This is a genomic window from Xanthomonas sp. 3075, from assembly GCF_014197275.1.
In the GTDB taxonomy this organism is placed as follows: Bacteria; Pseudomonadota; Gammaproteobacteria; order Xanthomonadales; family Xanthomonadaceae; genus Xanthomonas; species Xanthomonas campestris_B.
This window is the reverse complement of sequence record NZ_JACIFI010000010.1, coordinates 86,525-107,703: the sequence shown is the minus strand read 5'-3', so window position 1 is coordinate 107,703 and position 21,179 is coordinate 86,525. Positions and strand designations below refer to the sequence as shown.

General features: G+C 67.1%; 18 protein-coding genes. 8 read left to right on the top strand and 10 right to left on the bottom strand.

Annotated features, from left to right (window positions below; translation table 11 throughout):
• Positions 1 to 95 precede the first annotated feature (95 nt).
• The 3 genes from GGR62_RS11360 to GGR62_RS11350 are packed head-to-tail and all read left to right on the top strand — an operon-like array spanning position 96 to position 2,088.
• Positions 96 to 602: a hypothetical protein gene (locus GGR62_RS11360; protein ID WP_184408004.1), complete on the top strand. Its 507-nt coding sequence runs from the start codon at positions 96 to 98 to the stop codon at positions 600 to 602.
• Positions 599 to 1,429 carry an NYN domain-containing protein gene (locus GGR62_RS11355; RefSeq protein ID WP_184408003.1) on the top strand — a complete coding sequence of 277 codons (831 nt, stop codon included), beginning with the start codon at positions 599 to 601 and terminating at the stop codon, positions 1,427 to 1,429. Before GGR62_RS11360 ends, GGR62_RS11355 begins: the two co-directional genes overlap by 4 nt.
• Positions 1,426 to 2,088, top strand: coding sequence for a glutathione S-transferase (locus GGR62_RS11350; RefSeq protein ID WP_276568292.1), 663 nt, complete (start codon positions 1,426 to 1,428; stop codon positions 2,086 to 2,088). The genes GGR62_RS11355 and GGR62_RS11350 overlap by 4 nt, the downstream gene beginning before the upstream one ends.
• A gap of 311 nt (positions 2,089 to 2,399) precedes the next feature.
• Here GGR62_RS11350 and GGR62_RS11345 read toward each other — a convergent pair whose 3' ends face one another.
• Positions 2,400 to 4,622 carry a primosomal protein N' gene (locus GGR62_RS11345; RefSeq protein WP_184408001.1) on the bottom strand — a complete coding sequence of 741 codons (2,223 nt, stop codon included), beginning with the start codon at positions 4,620 to 4,622 and terminating at the stop codon, positions 2,400 to 2,402.
• 469 nt (positions 4,623 to 5,091) lie between these two features.
• On the opposite strand from GGR62_RS11345, the gene GGR62_RS11340 reads away from it, so the two are divergent.
• From GGR62_RS11340 to sppA, 4 genes are all read left to right on the top strand, one after another.
• Positions 5,092 to 6,129, top strand: coding sequence for a hypothetical protein (locus GGR62_RS11340; RefSeq protein ID WP_184408000.1), 1,038 nt, complete (start codon positions 5,092 to 5,094; stop codon positions 6,127 to 6,129).
• 4 nt (positions 6,130 to 6,133) lie between these two features.
• The gene (locus tag GGR62_RS11335) at positions 6,134 to 6,721 is read left to right on the top strand and encodes a DUF3106 domain-containing protein (RefSeq protein ID WP_184408059.1); all 588 of its coding nucleotides are present in this window, start codon (positions 6,134 to 6,136) and stop codon (positions 6,719 to 6,721) included.
• Between the two features lie 394 nt (positions 6,722 to 7,115).
• Positions 7,116 to 8,492: an MATE family efflux transporter gene (locus tag GGR62_RS11330; protein ID WP_184407999.1), complete on the top strand. Its 1,377-nt coding sequence runs from the start codon at positions 7,116 to 7,118 to the stop codon at positions 8,490 to 8,492.
• Positions 8,493 to 8,577: 85 nt separating this feature from the next.
• A complete protein-coding gene (gene sppA / locus GGR62_RS11325) occupies positions 8,578 to 10,479 on the top strand; it encodes a signal peptide peptidase SppA (protein ID WP_184407998.1) in 1,902 nt (633 codons plus the stop codon).
• A gap of 756 nt (positions 10,480 to 11,235) precedes the next feature.
• Here the strand turns inward: sppA and GGR62_RS11320 are convergent.
• Positions 11,236 to 11,451 carry a hypothetical protein gene (locus GGR62_RS11320; RefSeq protein ID WP_184407997.1) on the bottom strand — a complete coding sequence of 72 codons (216 nt, stop codon included), beginning with the start codon at positions 11,449 to 11,451 and terminating at the stop codon, positions 11,236 to 11,238.
• Between the two features lie 105 nt (positions 11,452 to 11,556).
• Here GGR62_RS11320 and GGR62_RS11315 point away from each other — a divergent pair, with 105 nt between their 5' ends.
• Complete coding sequence (locus tag GGR62_RS11315; protein WP_184407996.1) at positions 11,557 to 12,333, top strand: SDR family oxidoreductase; 777 nt, start codon at positions 11,557 to 11,559, stop codon at positions 12,331 to 12,333.
• Between the two features lie 401 nt (positions 12,334 to 12,734).
• Here GGR62_RS11315 and GGR62_RS11310 read toward each other — a convergent pair whose 3' ends face one another.
• The 8 genes from GGR62_RS11310 to dprA form a co-directional block, all read right to left on the bottom strand.
• Positions 12,735 to 13,391 (bottom strand): DUF4124 domain-containing protein, encoded by a 657-nt coding sequence (locus GGR62_RS11310; RefSeq protein ID WP_184407995.1) that lies wholly within the window; start codon positions 13,389 to 13,391, stop codon positions 12,735 to 12,737.
• Positions 13,388 to 14,119: a DUF4124 domain-containing protein gene (locus tag GGR62_RS11305; protein ID WP_184407994.1), complete on the bottom strand. Its 732-nt coding sequence runs from the start codon at positions 14,117 to 14,119 to the stop codon at positions 13,388 to 13,390. The genes GGR62_RS11310 and GGR62_RS11305 overlap by 4 nt, the downstream gene beginning before the upstream one ends.
• Before the next feature lie 89 nt (positions 14,120 to 14,208).
• Complete coding sequence (locus GGR62_RS11300) at positions 14,209 to 14,772, bottom strand: Sua5/YciO/YrdC/YwlC family protein (RefSeq protein WP_184407993.1); 564 nt, start codon at positions 14,770 to 14,772, stop codon at positions 14,209 to 14,211.
• Between the two features lie 6 nt (positions 14,773 to 14,778).
• Positions 14,779 to 17,259, bottom strand: a complete 2,481-nt coding sequence (locus GGR62_RS11295; RefSeq protein ID WP_184407992.1) for a DNA topoisomerase I — start codon at positions 17,257 to 17,259, stop codon at positions 14,779 to 14,781.
• Positions 17,260 to 17,443: 184 nt separating this feature from the next.
• The gene (locus GGR62_RS11290; protein ID WP_184407991.1) at positions 17,444 to 18,643 is read right to left on the bottom strand and encodes an RDD family protein; all 1,200 of its coding nucleotides are present in this window, start codon (positions 18,641 to 18,643) and stop codon (positions 17,444 to 17,446) included.
• A gap of 41 nt (positions 18,644 to 18,684) precedes the next feature.
• Positions 18,685 to 19,419, bottom strand: a complete 735-nt coding sequence (locus tag GGR62_RS11285; RefSeq protein ID WP_184407990.1) for a pilin — start codon at positions 19,417 to 19,419, stop codon at positions 18,685 to 18,687.
• A 41-nt stretch (positions 19,420 to 19,460) separates the two neighbouring features.
• Positions 19,461 to 19,934, bottom strand: a complete 474-nt coding sequence (locus GGR62_RS11280; protein ID WP_003484452.1) for a DUF494 family protein — start codon at positions 19,932 to 19,934, stop codon at positions 19,461 to 19,463.
• A gap of 42 nt (positions 19,935 to 19,976) precedes the next feature.
• A complete protein-coding gene (dprA, locus tag GGR62_RS11275) occupies positions 19,977 to 21,113 on the bottom strand; it encodes a DNA-processing protein DprA (RefSeq protein WP_184407989.1) in 1,137 nt (378 codons plus the stop codon).
• Positions 21,114 to 21,179: the final 66 nt, after the last annotated feature.

The following is a 21,179-nucleotide window of genomic DNA, read 5'->3' as shown; positions in this document are numbered from 1 at the left end:
TTGGTCTTATCAGCATGCCGCATCGGCCATGAACATGACGCCTGATTGCGTCCTGCCTGCGGCATCATGTTGCAACCCATCGATCTGGTGACTGCATGCCGTCATTACCGCCACCGTTGCCCCCGCTGCCATCCTCTTCGCCCACGACAGCCCCGGCTGCTGCGCGTGCGACCGGAAACAAACGCAGTGGCGTGACGATCGGCCTGATCGGGTTGGCGGCCTGTGCGGCGCTTTTCGGCCTGGTGGTGCTGGGCGCGCTCGGCTGGCTGATCGTCTTCGGCTGGTCGCTGTTTGCCGATCAGGCGCGTACCGCGCTGCAGGACGATGCGGTGGTGCAGGAACACATCGGCCACATCCACACGATGCGGGTGGACCTGGTGCGCACCGGTCTGGCGCCGGGCGACGACGATTTCGTGTTCACGGTGGAAGGCGATCGCGGCCGCGGCCGCGTGCATGCCACCTGGGTCAGTGCCGGGTCCGAGCGTGAGGTCCTGCGCGATGGCGTGTTGACGATGCACGACGGCAGCCAATACACGCTGCCCTCCGACGATGCCACCGACAGCGAAATCGATACCGAATCCGCCAACTCCTTCAAGGAATGACCATGATCGACAATCCCGACAAACGCATCGCCTTGCTGGTCGATGCCGATAACGCGCCGGCCGGCAAGATCGACGTGGTGCTGGCCGAAGTGGCGCGCTACGGCGTGGCCAACGTGCGCCGCGCCTACGGCAACTGGAAGAGCCCGCACCTGAAGGGCTGGGAGGCGGCGCTGCACGAATATGCGATCCGGCCGATCCAGCAGTTTGCCTATAGCTCCGGCAAGAACGCCTCGGACATGGCGATGGTCATCGATGCGATGGACCTGCTGTACGCGCGCAATCTGGACGGTTTTGCGATCGTCTCCAGCGATGCGGATTTCACGCCGCTGGTGATGCGTCTGCTCACCGATGGCATGAAGGTGTATGGCTTCGGCGAGAAGAAAACCCCTGCGCCGTTCGTCAATGCCTGCTCCAAGTTCACCTATGTCGAAGCGCTGGGCGAGCAGGCGGCAGCGGCCAGCGACACCGCCGCCGGCCGCAAGGACGCCACCGCGCTGCGCGGCGACACGCGACTGGTGCAGATGCTGCGCAACGCGATCGGCAGCGCCTGCGAAGACGATGGCTGGGCGCATCTGGGTGCGGTGGGCAAGCAGGTAGCCAACCAGGCCTCGTTCGATCCGCGCAATTACGGCTATCGCAAACTCAGCGATCTGGTGCGTGCGATCGGCGTGTTCGAGATCAAGCAGGACGAGCAGGCCTTGTGGGTGCGCGATGCGCCCAAGGGCGGGCAGGCGAAAGCCGAGCAACCTGCGGCCGCTGCTGCAACGCAGACCTCTCCCGCAAAGCGTCCGGCACGCAGGACGCAAAAATCCACAGCAGGAAAATGACCATGGCAAACGCAGCGACGCATTCGGCGACAGGCAATCCCTCGATCACGTTATGGGGGCGGCGCAATTCCAGCAATGTGCGCAAGGTGCTGTGGTGCGCCGAAGAAGCCGGGCTGCCGTATACCTCGATCGAAGTCGGCGGCGCGTTTGGCGGTAACGACACGCCCGCCTATCGCGCGCTCAATCCCAATGGCGTGGTGCCGACGCTGCAGGATGGCGAATTGGTGCTGTGGGAATCCAATGCGATCGTGCGCTATCTGGCCGCGCAGTACGCGCCGGCCTTGTATCCGCAAGCCCCGGCCGAGCGCGCGCTGGGCGATCGCTGGATGGACTGGACCACCTCCACGTTTGCCGGCGTGTTCCGCGACCTGTTCTGGGGCGTGCTGCGCACACCGGAGGCCGAGCGCGACCACGCACGCATCGCCGCAGCGTTGGCCCGCTCAAGCGAACTGCTTGCGCGCGCCGATGCGGCGTTGGCGCAGCAGCCGTATCTGTCCGGCGCGCAGTTTGCGATGGGCGATATTCCGCTGGGTAGCTTTATCTACGCGTGGTTCGAAATGCCGATCGAGCGGCCCGAGCTGCCGCACCTGCAGGCGTGGTATCAGCGTCTGCGTGCGCGGCCTGCGTACCAGCGTGGCGTGATGACGGCGCTGACCTGAGTTGCGATGCGTCGTCCGGGCCTTCCCGTGACGTCGCACGTGTGGCGGACGGCGTGGTGCTGGCTTCGGCGTGATGGTTGAGACACTTGTCCGAGCAAGCATCCACAACCGGGTGCGGTTGATGGAGCGAGGCGTGGCTCGGCTCGGTGTTTGGTTCACGGATAGCCGCACACGCGCCGACGACAGCACCGGCTCGATTGCAATGTGGGTAAATCGTCCCCGGCGCTGCCCCGATGACATCCGACTATCGTGGCAGCGCACGTGCGCGTGCTTCTGCCAAAGTGGCTTGGTCGGCAGCAACAACACCCGGCTCAATACAGATCGATCGGGTCCACATCCAGCGACCAACGCACCCGTCGCGCCTGCGGCAGTGCGTAGATCGCAGGCAGTTGCGCGTCCAGCAAGCGATGCAGCGCCGAGCGTTGTTGCGCGGACAACAACAACTGCGTGCGTTGAAACCCGGCGCGGCGCGGCATCGGTGCCGGCATCGGCCCGTAGCATTCCACTGCGGCAAACGCAGGCGATTGCGCCGTGGTATCTGCCGTGGTCAAGCCACGCACGGCCATCAAAAACTGATTGGCGGCCGCCACATCCTTGGCTTCGGCGCGGAACAGCGCCAGATGCGCGAACGGCGGAAATCCGGCTGCCTCGCGCTGCTGCAGTTCGGCATCGGCGAAGGCGTGGTAGCCGCCGTTGACCAGGGTCTGCAGCAAGGGGTGTTCGGGGTGATGGGTCTGCAGCCAGACCTCGCCAGGGCGGTCGGCCCGCCCGGCGCGTCCGGCCACCTGGATCAGCTGCTGGGAGAGTTTTTCGGCGGCGCGGAAATCGGCCGAGAACAGCCCTTCGTCGATGCCGACTACCACCACCATGGTCAGCCGTGGCAGATCGTGGCCCTTGGCCAGGATCTGTGTGCCGACCAGGATGCCGGCCTCGCTGCCCAGGCGGGCCAGCTGGGTCTCCAGCGCATCGCGGCGTTGGGTGGTGCTGCGGTCGATGCGCACGACAGGAAACTCCGGGAACGCTTCGGTCAGGCGTTCTTCCAGCCGCTCGGTGCCGATGCCTTGCGGCTGCAGCGCCAGGCTGGCGCAGGCCGGGCAGGCCAGCGGTGCTGGCTGGCGCGCGCCGCAGTGGTGGCATTGCAGACGCCGGCCGCCGGCATGCACGGTCATCGGGGTCTGGTGCAACGGCGTGCTGCAGCGCTGGCAGGCGGCGGTCCAACCGCAGTCGTGGCACAGCAGCACCGGCGCATAGCCACGGCGGTTCTTGAACACCAGGACCTGCTCGCCGCGCGCCAGGGTGGCGCCGATGCCGGCCAGCACCTCTGGTGACAGCCCATCCTTGAGCGGGCGCTTGCGCACGTCGAGCACGCGCACGCGCGGCGGACGCGCTTCGCCGGCGCGGCGCGACAGGCGCAGGTGCTGGTAGCGGCCGGCGTAGGCGTTATGCAGGCTTTCCAGCGACGGCGTGGCGCTGCCCAGGATCACCGGCACATCCAGTGCCTTGCCGCGCACCAACGCGAAGTCGCGTGCGTGGTAACGGATGCCATCCTGTTGCTTGTAGCTGCCGTCGTGTTCTTCGTCGATCACGATCAGCCCGGCATTCGGCAGCGGGGTGAACACCGCCGAACGCGTGCCGACGATCAGCTTGGCCTCGCCGCGCCAGGCGGCCGCCCACACCCGCGCCCGCTCGCCATCGGACAGCCCCGAATGCAGCGCGTGTACCGGGACGCCGAGGCGGGCGCGGAAGCGGCCCAGGGTCTGCGGGGTCAGGCCGATTTCCGGCACCAGGACCAGCGCCTGGCGACCGCCTGCCAGGCAGTCGGCGATCGCCTGCAGGTAGACCTCGGTCTTGCCGCTGCCGGTGACGCCGTCGAGCAGATAGGTGGCAAAGCCGGTCTGCGCACGGATGGCGGCGGCGGCGGCTTGCTGTTCGTCGTTGAGCGGTGGCCCGCTGCCAGGGCGCGGCGGAATGCTGTCTGCCGGCACCGCCACGCGCTCGGCATAGTGGCGCTTGGCCAGGCTGCGCGCGGCCTCGCGCCAGTGCGGCAGCAGCGGCTCCAGCTGCTCTTCTCCCACCGCGCCGGTGAGCAGCAGGGTGGCCAGCAGAGCGGGGCGGCTGCCCGCGCGCAGGCTGGCAGCGCCGGTGCGGCCGGCCTCGGTCAGCTGCCAGGCCCAGGCGTGGGTGTCGGCCAGCGGCTCGCCGCGACGCAGCGGGCCGGGCAGCGCACTGGACTGGACTTCCCCCAGCGGGGCGTGGGTGTAACGCGCCAGCCACTGCAGCGAACGGGCCAGCTCCTCCACCAGCAACGGCGCGTCGTCGCACCATGCCAGCGCCGGGCGCAGCCCCTCGGCCGACGCCAGTTGCCCGATGTCCACCACCACCCCGACCAACTCGCGCGGCCCGAACGGCACCCGCACACGGCAACCGACCCGCGCCGGGTCGGCCAGCGGGGCGTCGGCCGGGGGCAGGTAGTCGAACAATTGGGGCAGCGGCACCGGCAAGGCGACGCGCAGGGTGGCAACGGTCGAAGGCATCCGGCCAGTCTACCGACCCTGTCCAGCCCCCGGCAGAGGCCTGCCGATACCCCTAAATGGGGGCGTCGCCAGACCGGGCGTTTCTGTGACAGAAGTGATAAATCGGACGTAAACCTATGTGAGGGCTAAGGAAACGGGTTTATCCACACCGCCTGTGGATAAGCCTGTGAATTAGTCTCGTGCTCCACGCTGTGAAGGCGGATTCACTAGCCTCTGCAACCTGTTGGACATTTTTTAGCCAATCGACATAAGTGTATATCTATCAATTACTTAGGCGTGAAACACGAATGCAACAAAGAAAAATCAACAGTTGACAGACGCCTGCGTATCGGTATGTCTGCCGCTGTGCACAACCCGCTCAGGTAGCAGCCGCATCCGGCGCGAGGGCGGAGTGGAGCCGGGTCGATCTGTCAAGCCATCGGCGAGCGGCAATCGCGTCGGTATCATGCCGGCCGATGCTGGAGTTCCCATGACCGTAGTCCCCGACGCCCCCGTGACCCCCGCCGCGCTGTCAGCCTTCTTGCGCGGTGTCGAACGCCGGGGTCTGGTGCTGGCGCAATTGCAATGTGGTGACGGGGCGGCCGCCGAGCGCGCCCTGGCAGCAGCGCTGCGTGCCTTCAGCAGCCAGGCGGCTGGTCGCCCGATGGCAGGGTGGCCGATGCGCTTCTGGAGCCTGCTGGCCACCGCACCGCCGCTACGGCGTGAACCGATGCCCGGCACCTGGCTGCCGCCGTTCACGGCCCTGGGACGGATGCACAGCGCCGATCGGCTGGCGCTGCTGCTGCGGATCGTGGCCGGTCTGGAAGAAGCGCCTGCCAGCGAGGTCCAGGACACCGACGTGGCGGCCTATCGCCAGTCGTTGGCGCGCGCCTGTCCGCGCGATGCGGCCGGCAACCCGGATGCGCAGGCCTGGCGGGTACTGGCCGAAGCGGCGCAGCAGGAACTGCGCGATCTCACCCCGGCCCAGTTGAACCGATTGGGGCAGCTCCGCGATTCCGCCCTGGCCGGCATGCCGTTGCAGCCTGCTGCGGCTGCGGCCGTGACGGCGTCCCCCGAGCCGCCGCGCCCAGCGGCCCGACGCGTGCGCGCGGTGCGCCAGTGGCGCTGGCCACGCATCGGGCGTCGCCATGCCGGCAGCGTCCTTGGCGTTCTTGCCCTGGCGTTGCTGCTCGTGGCGCTGGGCTGGTGGTGGACCCACCGCCGGCCTGCGTTGCCGCCCGAGCCGGTCTCGCAGGCGCCGGCTGGCGTGCTGCACGTCACCGACGCCGCGCCGGTGCTGGTGGAAGAACTTCCCGCCGCCGACCTGCCCGATGCCGCCGCCGCCCCCGGCATGGATCCGCGCGACCAGGCCATGCTGGCCGACCCGGACCTGGAGCTGGCGCGTTCGGCGGATTTCTATGCCTGGTATGCGGCCGGTCATCCGGTGCCGGCCGACGAGTCCGGCGCGCATGCCACGGCCGCCGACCAGCCCGCCGCCACGTTGGAGACCATCGATGACGAAAATTAAAGCGATGACCACCATCGCGTGGCACGGCCTGCTGTTGTCGGTTGTCGCCGGCATGGCCGCTGCGCAGACGCTACCGACGCCGCTGCAGGAAGGCGCTGCTGCCGCACCATCCAGCGCTGCGACACCGGCGACCCCGAGCGCCGCGCAACAACGCGCCCGCTTCGATGCCTTGACGCCTGCGCAGCAGGCCGAGCTGCGCGCTCGCTATGCGGCCTGGAAAGGCCTGACCGCCACCGATCGGGTGGTGCTGCGGCAGGCACGCGAGCGCCTGCATGGCTTGCCCGAGGACCAGCAGCGCGCACTGCGTACGCAGTTCAACGCGATGGATCGTCTGCATCGCGACGGCTGGCGGCTGGGCTCGCAGTTGGGGGCGTTCTATCCGCAGTTGCAGCCATTGATCGGCTACGTGCCGGCGGCGCAGCGCGACAGCGTGCTGGCGATGCTGCGCAGCCTGGATGCCGGGCAACTGGAGCAACTGGCGGTGCTGGCGCAACGCACGCCCCCGCAGGACCGCGCCGCCTTGCGCGATGCCCTGCTTGCGCAGGCGCCCGCCACGCGCAGCACCTGGCTGAAGCGCCAGCTGGCGCGTTAGACATGCGCAGCGACAACGCGCTCATTGCTGGCGCGCGTTGAGCGATCTGCAGTAAGTAGCAAGCTCACTGCATCAGGCGCGCAGGGCCGGCGGCCTGCATCGCACGTCCATGCCGCTGCTGACCACGGGGCGTCCGCGCCCGGCAACGGCACGCTCGCTGGCTTTGCGCAGTGCCGGTTGGCGTCGGTGCACGAAACCACTGGCGTCGCGTCCTGCCGACGCCAGCTGAATCCCGACGTCGGACCTCGAACCGGCGTAGACGCCAACAGACCAGTCGATGTCGCGGCCCTCTGCCATGAGGTCGGGCGACAAGTGCGGGTAAGATGACGGCCCCGCGCGACCCGGTGCCAGCGCCTCCCGGCCCGACCGTAGTCCGCGCAGCGATCGGCTGTTCATGTCTGTTTCTCCTGTCCCCGCGTCCGCGACGCCAGGCTTCGGCTCGGAAGTACGCACCACCGGTCTGCTCGCATTGCCGCTGGTGCTCGGTCACGTCTCCACCGGCCTGATCAGTTTTGTCGACAACGTCATCGCCGGCCACCATGGCACCGCGACCCTGGCCGCGGTCACCGTCGGCACCTCGCTGTTATGGCTGCCGATGCTGGTGCCGATCGGCACGTTGATCTCGTTGACCGCCTCGGTGTCGCAACTGGTCGGTGCCGGGCGCGAACGCGAGATCGGGCCGCTGTTCCGCCAGGCGTTGTGGCTGTCGCTGGGCCTGGGTGCGGTGATGTTCGCTTTCCTGAGCGCGGTTCCGCCGCTGTTGCCCACCTTCGGGATTGCGCCGGATATCGTGCCGGGCGCGACCGACTTCCTGCATGCGGTGCGCTGGGGCGGGCCGGCGCTGACGTTCTACTTCTGCATGCGCTACCTCAGCGAAGGCATGCATTGGACGCTGCCGACGATGCTGGTGGGGTTCGGCGGCCTGCTGGTACTGGCGCCGCTCGGCTATGCGCTGACCTACGGCAAGTTCGGGCTTGCCGAGCACGGTGCGCAAGGCCTGGGCATGGCCTCGGCCATCACCATGTGGGCGCAGGCGCTGGTGTTCGCGCTGTATCTGTGGCGCTCGCGTCGCTTTGCGCACCTGGAATTGTTCAGTCACCTGGAAGGGCCGCGCTGGCGCGCGATCGGTGAGCTGCTGCGGACCGGCCTGCCGATCGGCATCACCGTGTTGATGGAAGGTGGTCTGTTCATCGTCACCGCGCTGTTGATCGGCCGGCTGGGGTCCACCGAGGCGGCGGCGCATCAGATCGCCATCAACGTCGCCCAGCTGTGTTTCATGGTGCCCATGGGCGTGGCCGAGGCCACCACGGTGCGCGTCGGCCATGCGGTCGGGCGCGGCGATCCGCTGGGCATGCGGCGCGCGGCCTGGGCCGGCTACGCCATCGTGCTCGGCACCCAGGCCTTCTCGGCCAGCGTGCTGTTGCTGGGCCACGACGCCATCGTGAGCGTGTACACCGACGACGTGGCGGTAGCCGCGTTGGCCTCGGTGTTGCTGCTGTACGCGGCCACGTTCCAGTTTCCCGATGGCATCCAGGTGCTCTCGGCCGGTGCGCTGCGCGGGCTCAAGGACACCCGTGTGCCGATGTTCCTGGCGATGTTTTCCTACTGGGGGCTGGGAATGCCGCTCGGTGCCGGGCTCGGCCTGTGGCTGGGCTGGGGGCCGCAAGGCATGTGGATTGGCCTGATTCTGGGCCTGACCGCCGCGGCGATCCTGATGGGGCTGCGTTTCAGGCAGACCAGCCGGCGTCTGACTGCCATCGTGACCCCCTGACTTCCAGCGCATGCCGCGCGCGCTGCCCAGCCGGTATGCTGGACACCAGTGATCTATACGCAGCGCCTTTTCGACGGAGTTTTCCATGAACCACCCCGTGCATCGCAGTCCCATCGCCACTTTTTTCGTCGGTCTGTGGGATGTGATGAATTTCACCCGGCGCCTGATCTTCAACCTGGCGTTCTTCGGCTTTTTGTTCCTGCTTCTGCTGCTGTTCGTGGTGGCGCTCGCGCGCGGCGATGGCTCCAAGCCGCTGGCCGACCGCACCACGCTGGTGATTAATCCGGAAGGCAAGCTGGTGGAGCAGTTCAGCGCCGATCCGGTGAGCCGTTCGCTGGCCAAGGCAGTGGGTGACAAGAGCGCCCAAGAAGTGCAGCTGCGTGACCTGGTACGGGTGATCGAGGCGGCCGGCAAGGATCGCAAGATCGAGCGGGTGCTGTTGAACCTGGACAAGTTTCAGCCCTCCGGTTTCGCCTCGCAGCGCGAAGTGGCTGCGGCCTTGCAGAAGCTGCGCGCTTCCGGCAAGCAGATCGTGGCCTTCAGCGAGAGCATGAGCCAGGGCCAGTACCTGCTCGCCGCGCAGGCCAACGAGGTCTATCTCGACCCGATGGGCAGCGTGTTGCTGGAAGGCCTTGGCCGGTACCGGCAGTACTTCCGCGAAGGTCTGCAGGACAAGCTCGGCGTGGACGTGCATCTGTTCCGCGTGGGCGAGTACAAGTCCGCCGCCGAGCCGTACATCCTCGACGCAGCCTCGGCCGATGCCAAGGAAGCGGATCTGTTCTGGATGAACGATGTGTGGCAGCGCTACCTGGGCGATGTGGGCACCGCGCGCAAGCTCAGCCCTGCGCAGCTGACCGCCGGCATCGACACGCTGCCCGAAGGCGTGACCGCCGCCGGTGGCGACCTGGCCAAGTTCGCGCTGCAGCAGAAGCTGGTCGACGGGCTCAAGACCCGCAACGAAGTCGATGCGCTGCTGACCAAGCGCGGCGTCGCCGACAGCGATGCCGATGCCGGTTTCCGCAATATCGATTTCGCCGGCTACCTGGCCCAGTTGCAGGAACAGGGCTCGCCGATGGACAGCCGTCCGCAGGTGGCCGTGGTGGTGGCCGCTGGCGAGATCAGCGGTGGCGAGCAGCCGGCCGGCCGCATCGGTGGCGAGTCCACCGCCGCGTTGTTGCGTCAGGCGCGCAACGATGAAGAGGTCAAGGCGGTAGTGCTTCGCGTGGATTCGCCCGGCGGCGAAGTGTTCGCCTCCGAGCAGATCCGTCGCGAAGTGGTCGCGCTCAAGCAGGCCGGCAAGCCGGTGGTGGTGTCGATGGGCGATCTGGCCGCCTCGGGCGGTTACTGGATCAGCATGAATGCCGACCGCATCTATGCCGACCCGTCGACCATCAGCGGCTCGATCGGCATCTTCGGCATGGTGCCGAATCTGACCCGCGCGCTGGACAAGATCGGCGTGCATACCGATGGCGTGGGCACCACGCGGTTCGCAGGCGCCTTCGACATCACCCGGCCGCTGGACCCGGCCGCCGGCCAGGTGATCCAGGCGGTGATCAACAAGGGCTACGCCGACTTCACCGGCAAGGTGGCGCAGGCGCGTCACCAGTCGGTGGATGCCATCGACAAGGTCGCGCGCGGCCGTGTGTGGAGCGGCGCGCAGGCCAAGGAACATGGGCTGGTGGATGCATTCGGCGGCATGTCCGAAGCGGTGGCCGATGCGGCCAATCGCGCCAAGCTGAGCAAGGGCAAATTCCGCGTGCACTATGTGGAAAAGCCGGCCACACCGTTCTCGCAATTCATGAGCGGCTTTGCCGGTAGCCGCATGGGCGCCTGGATGCTGGGCGATTCGGGCATGGCGCGTGCGCTGCTGGCGCGTTCGCTGCCGGAAGTCGATACCCAGCTACGCTTCGTCGAAGATGCCGTGCACGACAGCAAGGCCGGCGGTACGCCGGTCAAGTCGCTGGCGTACTGCTTCTGCGGCTTCTGACGCAGCACGGTTTGCACTTGATGCATCGACAACGCCGGCCATGTGCCGGCGTTGTTGTTTCTGTAATCGTCGTGCATCGCGTGGTGCAGCCCGAGCGGCGTTGCACGTGTTGGCTGCATCCGGTGGATGTTCCGATGGTGCATGCAGCGACCGATTAAGAGCGGCTAACAAAACGACTTCGCGTCAGCCTACGGCAGGCCGGCTGATCTGCGGCCTGGCTGCAGGGCCGCCCGCCCAGCGTCGCGGGACACGCTGCAAGGACGTCCTTGTAAGCGCTTACGCGGCATCCATGCCGCGTAAGGTCCCGCGACGCTGGACGGGCAAGGACCAGTCGAGATGGTCGCCATGCATGGGTTTAAACAAAGCAACCAGCGGAGTCTCTGGTGAGGGCACCGCGCATTCGACCCACTCAGTGTTTGACCTGGATTTCTGACGGCATCCACCAAGATACGACCGACAAAACCACTGCACTCACTGACAGGTGCTCGCTCGCCAGGTGTTGTTAGCTGCTCTAAATCACTACGCTCACGGGCTGGTGTGCGTGGCCGCTGCTCGCGTGGCCTATGCCACGTCAATACGGCGGTTACGCGCGCTGCGCTCGCGCATCTGACAGCCGCTCGCCGTGACGCCGACGCTGTGTAGCGATTGCCTCCTGCGGTAGCGCGGTAGCGCAGCAGTGCGCGCACCATCTCACGCGTCTGCCGCGTTCTTCGACTACTGCCATGTTGTCCTGGCGCAACCTGTGAGGTGCTGGATTTACTGCGTGGCCGCATCGATCGCCTTGCGCTGATCGTCAGCCGCCTGAGCGGTCGCTGCCTGCACGGCGTGGGCCTGGTCCAACGGCTTGTTGATATGGTCGCGCAGGGCGGTGGCCTGCGGTTCGGGCTTTTGCTCGGTGGGCGCAGGTTGCGGCCGCTGACAGGCGCCAAGCAGCAGCACAAGGCTGGCCGTTAGAGTCCAATGCAGTTTCATGGTCGTGACCTCGCTCGGGGTGGCGGTATCCTAACCCCCGCGCCGCATGCACGCGTCAACTGCGCTGCAGCGGCCGTTTCCTGCGTCTTGAAAAGGATCACCCACGTGACAACCCATCGCTGGCGGCTGGATGGACAGACCGCGCTCATCACCGGCGCCAGTGCCGGCATTGGTTTTGCCATCGCACGCGAACTGCTCGGCTTCGGCGCGGATCTGCTGATGGTCGCGCGCGATGCCGATGCGTTGGCACAGGCACGCGACGAGTTGGCCGAGGAATTTCCCGAGCGCGAACTGCATGGCCTGGCCGCCGATGTGTCCGACGACGAAGAACGTCGCGCGATTCTGGATTGGGTGGAAGACCATGCCGATGGGCTGCATCTGCTGATCAACAACGCCGGCGGCAACATCACCCGCGCAGCGATCGATTACACCGAAGACGAATGGCGCGGCATCTTCGAAACCAATGTGTTTTCCGCTTTCGAACTGGCGCGTTATGCGCACCCGTTGCTGGCGCAACACGCCGCCTCGGCGATCGTCAATGTCGGTAGTGTCTCGGGCATCACGCACGTGCGCAGCGGTGCGCCTTACGGGATGACCAAGGCGGCATTGCAGCAAATGACGCGCAATCTGGCGGTGGAGTGGGCCGAGGACGGCATCCGCGTCAACGCGGTGGCGCCGTGGTACATCCGCACGCGGCGCACCTCCGGTCCGTTATCGGATTCGGATTACTACGAGCAGGTGATCGAACGCACCCCGATGCGCCGTATCGGCGAGCCCGAAGAAGTCGCTGCCGCCGTCGGTTTTCTGTGTCTTCCGGCCGCCAGTTACATCACCGGCGAATGCATTGCGGTAGATGGCGGCTTTTTGCGTTACGGGTTTTAGCCAGCAGACGACTGCGCGCGCCGTCAGGCGGGTGCGCTCAGTGGCCGCGATCGGCATGCAGGCACGGATGTTCCGCTGCATGTCCACGCGAATCATGTGACGGGGTATAGGCCGCGCTCAAGCGGGACGAACGATGCCCATGCACTCGTTGCATGGACGTGCTTGCGCGACGCTCGTCTGCGTCGTGCTCGCCATGCGCGCAATGTGGATGGCAGACGTTACTCGGCGGTTGTCGGGTACAGGAAGGAAGTAACTTTTCATCGGTGTGGGCTGCATCGCTTCCCCCGCATCGCGGGGGAAGGTGCCCGAAGGGTGGATGGGGGCATCGTCGACGCGCAGCGGCGATGCCCCGCCGTCGATCTCATCCCTGCCGCCGACCCCTGCATTCCCGCATGCATCACTCAAGGCGTGGCGGAGGGATTCGCGCAGCGACTTTCGTCCAGCACCCGCCGCATTTGCGCGTAGCGCTGTTGGCGTTCGGTCGATTGCGCCTCGTCGGCGAAACGCCAGGCCGACTCGGCCTGCTCGGCACGTTTGCGCCAGGCCTCGCACAGGCTCTGGTCCGGCACCGGCGCACAGCGGTCGGTGACCACTTCGCAGGCGCTACCGCCGCCGGTCGCCGGACCACCAGCCAGATTGGTGGTCTGCATCGGCAGGCAGCGCGTGGCCGGCTCGCGGTCTTCGGTGAAGTAGCGCCCGTTGTCGTGCGCCGTGCACTCGAACAGCGGCGGTGGCGGCAGTGTGGACGTGGAGGTCATGGCCGGCGGCGTCGAGGCCGCCGCCGCTGGCGCCGTCGAAGCTGCGACCGCAGGGGTGGAGGTTTGCGGAGCAGGGCGTGGCGCCGCACGCGGCGGCGATGCCGCACTGGACCCGCCTGGCGAAAACGGCACCGCCGCCGGTGCAGTCATCATCTTCTTCTGCTGTTGCATGCCTTTTGGGCACGGCATGTTCTGCACCGTGAGCGCGCCGCCGGAATCTGTACAGCGGTAAATGGCCACCTCCTGTGCATCGGCGACGCAGGCGCACACCATCAGTGTCACCAACAGCCAGCGCCTCATGCGCCGCCGCAATCGCGTTGCAGGCGCGCGTCTATGCCGCGTTGTTCGCGGCTGAGGTCTTCGCGCTCGCTCTGCAGGGCACTGTTGTAGCGCCGGATCAGCTCCCAGCGACGATCGGCCAGCCGCGAGCACACTTCCTGTTCGGGCAGCGCATTGCACTGGTCGCGGATCTGCACATTGCCGGAGGGCACGATCAGCGTCTGCCCGACGCCGTTGACGTAACCGCCGCCGCCATACCCGCCGCCCCCGCCGCCGGCCTGCAGCGAGTCGCTGCTGCCGGCAGGGCGTGGACCGGGCGGGCGGATGCCAGGCTGACGCGGTCCGGGCCGTCGATACGGGTCGCCAGCCACATAGGCCGGGCCCCAGGTCGGCACCCAGCGCGGATTGCCCTCGGGACTGTCGCTGGTATAGCGCTCGCCTTCGGCAGTCAGGCACTCATACATCGGTTGCGGCGGTTGCACGGTGATGATGCGCACCTCGCGCTGGGGGGCTGCGACAGCGGCAGGCGCTGAACTGGCGCGCTCCGGTCGCGGCGGCGGATCCTGCGGTCGCTGCAGGTCCAGTACCTGCTGGCGGCCGCTGCTGCACGGCGCATCCTGCAGGGCGACGGTGCCGGCGCTGCTCACGCAGCGATAGATCCGCACGTTCGGATCCGGTTTGCTGGCGGCACTGGCCGCCGACGCCGGCAGCGCGGCGACCAGTAACAGAAAAGTCAGGACGGTACGCATGGCCGCAGTGTGCGCGTCTGCCCGGCGATGGGCAAAGGGCAACCGGGTTCGACAGGCAGGCGGGCCGACAGGCGGCGTGCGCCGACGACTCACTCGCGCAGGATCTGGCCGCTACGTGCATCGCGGATCTGCGTCGGTTGCGCCAGCGCGCCTACCTCGCCCTCCACAACGCCATCGATGCTGGCCACCAGGGCCGGGTCCAGTGCCTGACGGCTGCGCGCAGGTGGCTCGCCTGCCAGGTTGGCACTGGTGGACACCAACGGGCCGTCCCAGGCCGCGCAGAGCGCGGCGACCACCGGATGGGCGCTGATGCGCACCGCCAGTCCATCGTGATCGCCGGTCACCCAGCGCGGCGCCTGGGCGTTGACCGGCAGGATCCAGGTGTGCGGGCCCGGCCAGCTGGCCAAGACCTCCTGCTTGCGTGCCGGTTCCAGCGCGTCGAAGTCCACCCAGTCATGCAAGACGTCCACGCTGGCAGCCACCACGATCACGCCCTTGGCGACCGGCCTGCGCTTGATCGCCAGCAGCCGTCGCACGGCCGTCTCCTGACGCGGGTCGCACCCCAGTCCCCACACCGCTTCGGTGGGATAGGCGATCACGCCACCCTGGGCCAGGGCGGCGACAGCACTGTCCAGACTGAGCGTGTGGTCCATGAGGTCTTAGCCTGCCGCCTTGCTGACGGCCTTCTTGACCACGCGCTTGGCGGCCTTCTTGGCAGTGGCCTTCTTGGCCGGGGCCTTCTTCGCAGCGGTCTTGGTGGTCGCGGTCTTCTTGGCCGCAGTTTTCTTCGGCGACGAATCCTTGACCGTGTTCTTCTTGAGCGTGGCCTTCTTGGCGCCGAAGCCCTTGCGCACCGGTTTGCCGGTATCGGCCAGCAATTGCTGCACTTCCTCCAGCGTCAGCGATGCCGGCTCACGGTCCTTGGGGATCTTGCCGTTGAGCTTGCCGTCGCTGATGTACGGGCCGAAGCGGCCGTTGAGGACCTGGATGTCGCTGCCTTCGAAGCCCTTGATCACGCGGTTGCGCGCGATCTCTTCCTTCTCTTCGATCAGGAACACCGCGCGTTCCAGATCGATGGTGTACGGGTCGTCTTCCTTCTTCAGCGAGGCGTACACGCTGCCACGTCGTGCAAACGGGCCGAAGCGGCCGATGCCGACGCTGACGTCCTGGTCCTTGTCCTGGCCCAGCGCGCGCGGCATCTTGAACAGTTCCAGCGCGTCCTCGATCGAGATCGAATAGATGCTCTGGCCGGGACGCAGCGAAGCGAAGGTGGGCTTTTCCTCGTCTTCCACGGTGCCGATCTGCACCATCGGGCCGAACCGGCCGATGCGCGCGCTGACTTCCTTGCCGCTGACCGGGTCGGCGCCGAGCACGCGCACGCTGCCGGCGTCGGTCTTGTCCAGCGAATCCTTCTTGTCCTCGACCAGTTCCTTGAACGGGCCCCAGAACTTCTCCATCAACGGGATCCATTCCGCCTCGCCACGCGAGACTGCATCCAGGTCGTCTTCGAGCTTGGCGGTGAAGTCGTAGTCCACGTAGCGGGCGAAATGCCCGGACAGGAACTTGGACACCGCGCGGCCCACGTCGGTGGGACGGAAGCTGCGGCCTTCCATCTCCACGTACTTGCGGAACTGCAGGGTCTGGATGATCGAGGCGTAAGTGGACGGCCGGCCGATGCCGTATTCCTCCAGCGTCTTGACCAGCGCCGCTTCGGTGAAGCGCGGCGGCGGCTGGGTGAAATGCTGATCGGTGACGATGCGGTCCAGCGGGATGTTGTCGCCGGCCTTCATCAGCGGCAGCTTGCGGCCTTCGTCCTCGTCTTCGCTGCTCTTGGTGTCCTTGCCTTCTTCGTAGACCGCCAGAAAGCCCGAGACCACCACGGTGGTGCCGCTGGCGCGGAACACGTGCTCGCTGCCGGCCGACAGATCGACGCTGACGGTGTTGAGCGTGGCCGGGATCATCTGGCAAGCCACCGCGCGGCGCCAGATCAACTCGTACAGGCGACGCTCGTCCTCGGACAGGAAGCGCGCCACCTGCGCCGGCGTGCGCAGCGCCGAGGTCGGACGGACCGCCTCATGCGCTTCCTGCGCGTTCTTGGATTTGGTGGTGTAGGCGTTGGGTTGATCCGGCAACGAGGCGGTGCCGAAATCGCGCGCGATCACATCGCGGATTTCCGACAACGCGTCCTGCGACAGGTTCACCGAGTCGGTACGCATATAGCTGATCAGACCGACCGAGCCCTCGTCGCCAAGCGCCACGCCTTCGTACAACTTCTGCGCCACCTGCATGGTCTTGCGGGTGGTGAAGCCGAGCTTGCGCGAGGCTTCCTGCTGCAGCGTGGAGGTAGTGAACGGCGGGGCAGGGCGACGCTTGCGCTCCTTGCTGGCGACATCGGTGACGTGCAGCACGCCCTGTGCGGCCTGCTGGATGCGCAGGCGCGCCGCCTCGGCGGTGTCGCCGTCGGTCACGGTGAATTGCTCGAACTTCTGCCCGTCCAGCTTGATCAGGCGTGCGTTGAACGGCTGCGACGGATGCCGGCAATGCGCATCGATGGACCAGTACTCGCGCGCGATGAAGGCTTCGATCTCTTCTTCGCGCTCGACGATCATGCGCAGCGCCGGCGACTGCACGCGGCCGGCCGACAGGCCACGCTGCACCTTGCGCCACAGCACCGGCGACAGGTTGAAGCCGACCAGATAGTCGAGCGCGCGGCGCGCCTGCTGCGCATCGACCAGGTCGGCGGCGATCGGCCGCGGCTTGAGCATGGCTTCCTTGATCGCGCGCGGGGTGATTTCGGTGAACACCACCCGCTGCATCGGCTTGTCCTTGAGCAGGCCGCGCTCTTTCAGGATCTCGGCGATGTGCCAGCTGATCGCCTCGCCCTCGCGGTCCGGGTCGGTCGCCAGAAAGATGTCGTCGGCGGTCTTGGCGGCGCGGGCGATCGCTTCGACGTGCTTCTCGTTCTTCTCGATCAGGTCGTAGCGCATCGCGAACCCGTTGTCCGGATCGACCGCGCCCTCCTTGGGGACCAGATCGCGCACGTGCCCATACGAGGCCAGGACGGTGAAGTCCTTGCCGAGGTATTTATTGATCGTCTTGGCCTTGGCGGGCGATTCGACGATGAGCAGGTGCTTGGGCATGGTGGCAAATTCTTTGGGCAGGGCCCGGGGGGCGGGTAGCGTGGCCTAATTGGCCGATGGAGGGAAGCAGATCGACTGTTTCCCACACGTCAACGCCCGGGATGGTAGCCCGGGCGTTCAGTTCTCTCTTATTAGAAAGATCACGGCGGACGCCGCCGTGTCAAGCGGGCAACGCCGCGAATTGCTAACTCTGGCCCATTCCGATGGCCACCAGCACGAAGGCCAGCACCACGATCGACACCAACAGCATCACCCCGTAAATGGCCAGGACCACGATCGAGACCGTGTCCAGTCCCTGCGTCTGCCGCTCGGGCTGGTCGGTGAACGCCCAGCGATCCACCACCAGGGTGTCGCAGACCTTGTCGTGCAGGGCCTGTCTACGCTCACCCCTCCAGGCCATGAATGCCGACACGATCATGCCGATGCCCAACGTCAGCACGCTGATCAGCATGTAGGCCAGGTAGCGCAACAGGTTGCGCCAGAACCCGACCCGGGCGCCGTCACTGTCGGCGCGGACCAGCTTGATGCCGCAGGCGAGCTTGCCCAGGCTGGCCTGATACCGGCTGGACTGCATCCAGGCGAAGTACAGCGTGGGAATGGCCAGGCCGATGCCGTAGGACAGCACCATGATGGCGATCGTCACGCCGCCGCCTTCGTCCAGCGCTGCGCCGGCATTGCTCATATCGGCGCCCAGGGCCAACAGGAACACCAGCGGGATCACGATCAGATAGACCGCGAAGCTGGTGATCAGGCTGTCCAGCACGCTGGCGGCCAGGCGTCGCCACAGGCCGGCGTAGACGACGGGCGCAGCGTGCACGGCGGTTGCCGACGCAGGCGAAGCGGCTGCGGGAGTGTCCCAGGCACTGGGCAGGGGAGTGGCGATGGCTGCCGGTGCCGGGTCTGCAGAGGCCGGCGTGGCATCCAACGTAGCGGCCTGGAAGGCCGCGGGCGTGGCGGCTGGGCCCGCTTGGTCAGGTTGCGACACGCTGCCCGGCAGTGGCGCCTGATCGGCAGGCGCAGGCGCGTGCCCGGTGGCTGGTGGCAGGGTTCGATCCGGTTGGGAATCGGCATTTGGATTGGTCGTCGCGGCGGACCGGTCGAGCACGGGGTTGGACTCGCTGTCGGCAGTCGGCGCCGACGCCTGCGGATGACTGGTCGGCGCCATCACCGGCGCATAGCCGCTCGGCTCGGGCGTTGCCGGCACCGGAGTGTCCACGTCCAGCTCGGCCGCGATCTCGCTCAATGCCACCCATTGGCTCAGGCCTTCGCGCCAGACCAGGCTGGAACGGTCGATGATGCCCTGCGACAGGCGCGCACGCAGCGTGTCCGTGTCCACCGGTCCCTGGCGTTGCCGCTGTGCGTCGGCGTAATACCACTGCGTCATGTTGTCCCCTTGGGTGTTGCGATTGAGCGTGCAGCGACCGGTCAGCCGCGGCAATCCGGTGGAAGTTGGGTGTCGTCGATCTCGGAACTGCATTGCCACGTGTCGGCGTCTGCGTCGAAATCCAGCCACAGCGCCTTGCCGTCGATCCTGGGCGACTTCGGCGCATGGATCAGTGCTTCGACGCCGCATTCGCTGGTGTCGAAGCGGCCAACGCGCACGCTGGTCAGCACCTCGGTCGCATACTGCTCGGGCGCACTGAAACCGGCGTCGCCATTGACTGGGCAACGGCCTTCCTGGGCGAGGAATTCGGCGATCTGCGGCTTCAACGGCGCCAGCGCGGTGATCGCCTGGGCGACCTTGGCGCGTGCGCTGTAGTCCTGGTACGCCGGCAGGGCGATCGCGGCCAGAATGCCGATCACCATCACCAGGACGAACATCCCCACCACCGCGCCCAGCACCAATGCCAGCGGCCATCCCGGGCGGTTGCCGAGCGGGCGATGCGCTGACGAAGAAGGCGAGTTGGCGGGTGACGTATGAACAGCTGCAGGCGGAACCGGTGACATTGGCGGCGGTAGCGCTGCGCTGCGCACGGCGTCGGACATCGGCGGCCCGAGCTCATCGGCGCAGGTAGACAGCGGCACCCATCGGGCAAATCCTTCGCGCCAGACCAGCGTGTCCAGTGCGATCGCGTGATCGCGATACAGGCCCCGCAGGATCTCTGCGCTCACCGGGCCACGCCGATGACGGTTGTCCTCGGCGTAATACCAACTGCTCATCCCTGTTCCCCTCGCACGCGTGTCCAGCGCGGCTTCAAGCCTCAGTGTACGGGTTCAGGCTCGTCCAGGAACATCTGCGTTTCCATCCAGGCGTAGGCCGCTTCTGCGCCCGGCTGGTTGAACAACACCATCAGCACCACCCACTTGAGGTCGTCCAGATCCAGTTCGTCCTGGTCCAACGCCATGGCGCGGTCCAGTACCAACTCGCGCTGGTCGGCATCGAGGATGCGGTGTTGTTCCAGGAACAGCAGAAATCCACGGCAGTCGACATCGAGCTTGTCCAGCTCCGGGCCGTGGTAAATGCGCACCGGTCCATCGACATGCGGGCGCGCGACACTGGGCCGCTGCTCGGAGAGCGCGTCCAGCCAGTCGAAGGCCTTGCTGATTTCTGCGGGGCTGAAACCGGCCTGGATCAGGCCATTCTGTAGCGAGTCACGGTCACGGACAAGGTCCGCATCTTCGCTGAAGTAATGTTCGAACAGGTACAGCAGTACATCGAGAATGCTCTCTTTCATTGCCCTCGGCCTGCGTCGCGCGACGCTGTGGAGGTGAAGAAACTAGGGATTGCGGGTATAGCGACCGTGTTCGGCAACCACGTTTCCCTCCAGTTCCATGATGAGCAGCATGGAGGACAGCGCGGCGGCCGTCAATCCGGTGCGTTCGACCAGTGAATCCATAGGCGTTGGGTCGTGGCCCAGTGCCTGCCACAAGCGCTGGTAGTCCGGGTCCGGGCGCGCGGGACCGGTGTGCGGTCGCGTCCTGGGCACTTCAGTGGGGGCGGCCAGGCGTTCGCGCAAGGCGGCCGCCAGCTCGCCCGACAGCAGGCGCAGCCCATCGATGACCTGGGCCGGTTCCTGCGCCAGGGTGGCGCCTTGCCGGATCAGGTGATGGCAGCCGCGGGCGAGTGGGTTGTGCAGCGAGCCGGGCAGGGCGAACACCTCGCGACCGGCCTCGGCTGCCAGGCGCGCGGTGATCAGCGCACCCGAGCGCATCGCCGCTTCCACCACCAAGGTGCCCAATGCCAGCCCCGCGATGATCCGGTTGCGTGCCGGGAAATGCGCGGCGACCGCGCCGGTGCCGGGCAGGTACTCGCTGACCACCGCCCCGCGCGCGACGATGCGGTTACGCAAGGCCTGATGATGGGCGGGATAGGCCACATCGGCGCCGGTGCCAACCACTGCGACGGTGATGCCTTCAGCGCAGGCCAGCGCTGCCTCGTGGGCGATGGCGTCCACGCCAGCGGCCATTCCGCTGACGATGCTGAACCCGGCGCCGGCCAGACCGGAGGTGAAGGCGCGGGTGTGATCGCGGCCCCCCGCAGTTGCCGCGCGGCTGCCGACCACCGCAACCGCCGGATGCCACAAGGCGTTCGGGTCGCCGTCCACGAACAGGGCCAGGGGCGGATTGGCGATATGCCGCAGCAGGGCGGGGTAGTCCGGGTCGTGCCAACCGAGCAGATGATGTCCGGGTTGCTCGCACCAGCGCAGCGCTGCGTCCAGCAGGTGTGCATCCGGGGTCTGCAGGCGCGCCGATTGCTGCTGGTCGCAGCCGGCGGCACGCCAGGCCTCAGGCCCGCCCGTCAGCATCTCGGCCGGGCTGGCGAAGGCGGTCAGCAGCGCCCGCCGCGGCGGGCTGCGGCCGCCGGCCAGCAGCAAGATCAGCAATGCACGCAGGTCGGGAGCGGTCAGGGGCATGGAGCCAGCCTAGGCCGCAGACAACGACGGCGCCCTCGGGCGCCGTCGCATTTCATCGTCGGGTTT

Excerpts from the sequence above, each read along its gene's own strand:
- GGR62_RS11360 (WP_184408004.1), top strand. The coding sequence starts at position 96 with ATGCCGTCATTACCGCCACCGTTGCCCCCGCTGCCATCCTCTTCGCCC.
- GGR62_RS11355 (WP_184408003.1), top strand. The coding sequence starts at position 599 with ATGACCATGATCGACAATCCCGACAAACGCATCGCCTTGCTGGTCGAT.
- GGR62_RS11350 (WP_276568292.1), top strand. The coding sequence starts at position 1,426 with ATGACCATGGCAAACGCAGCGACGCATTCGGCGACAGGCAATCCCTCG.
- GGR62_RS11345 (WP_184408001.1), bottom strand. The coding sequence starts at position 4,622 with ATGCCTTCGACCGTTGCCACCCTGCGCGTCGCCTTGCCGGTGCCGCTG.
- GGR62_RS11340 (WP_184408000.1), top strand. The coding sequence starts at position 5,092 with ATGACCGTAGTCCCCGACGCCCCCGTGACCCCCGCCGCGCTGTCAGCC.
- GGR62_RS11335 (WP_184408059.1), top strand. The coding sequence starts at position 6,134 with ATGACCACCATCGCGTGGCACGGCCTGCTGTTGTCGGTTGTCGCCGGC.
- GGR62_RS11330 (WP_184407999.1), top strand. The coding sequence starts at position 7,116 with ATGTCTGTTTCTCCTGTCCCCGCGTCCGCGACGCCAGGCTTCGGCTCG.
- sppA (WP_184407998.1), top strand. The coding sequence starts at position 8,578 with ATGAACCACCCCGTGCATCGCAGTCCCATCGCCACTTTTTTCGTCGGT.
- GGR62_RS11320 (WP_184407997.1), bottom strand. The coding sequence starts at position 11,451 with ATGAAACTGCATTGGACTCTAACGGCCAGCCTTGTGCTGCTGCTTGGC.
- GGR62_RS11310 (WP_184407995.1), bottom strand. The coding sequence starts at position 13,391 with ATGAGGCGCTGGCTGTTGGTGACACTGATGGTGTGCGCCTGCGTCGCC.
- GGR62_RS11305 (WP_184407994.1), bottom strand. The coding sequence starts at position 14,119 with ATGCGTACCGTCCTGACTTTTCTGTTACTGGTCGCCGCGCTGCCGGCG.
- GGR62_RS11300 (WP_184407993.1), bottom strand. The coding sequence starts at position 14,772 with ATGGACCACACGCTCAGTCTGGACAGTGCTGTCGCCGCCCTGGCCCAG.
- GGR62_RS11295 (WP_184407992.1), bottom strand. The coding sequence starts at position 17,259 with ATGCCCAAGCACCTGCTCATCGTCGAATCGCCCGCCAAGGCCAAGACG.
- GGR62_RS11290 (WP_184407991.1), bottom strand. The coding sequence starts at position 18,643 with ATGACGCAGTGGTATTACGCCGACGCACAGCGGCAACGCCAGGGACCG.
- GGR62_RS11285 (WP_184407990.1), bottom strand. The coding sequence starts at position 19,419 with ATGAGCAGTTGGTATTACGCCGAGGACAACCGTCATCGGCGTGGCCCG.
- GGR62_RS11280 (WP_003484452.1), bottom strand. The coding sequence starts at position 19,934 with ATGAAAGAGAGCATTCTCGATGTACTGCTGTACCTGTTCGAACATTAC.
- dprA (WP_184407989.1), bottom strand. The coding sequence starts at position 21,113 with ATGCCCCTGACCGCTCCCGACCTGCGTGCATTGCTGATCTTGCTGCTG.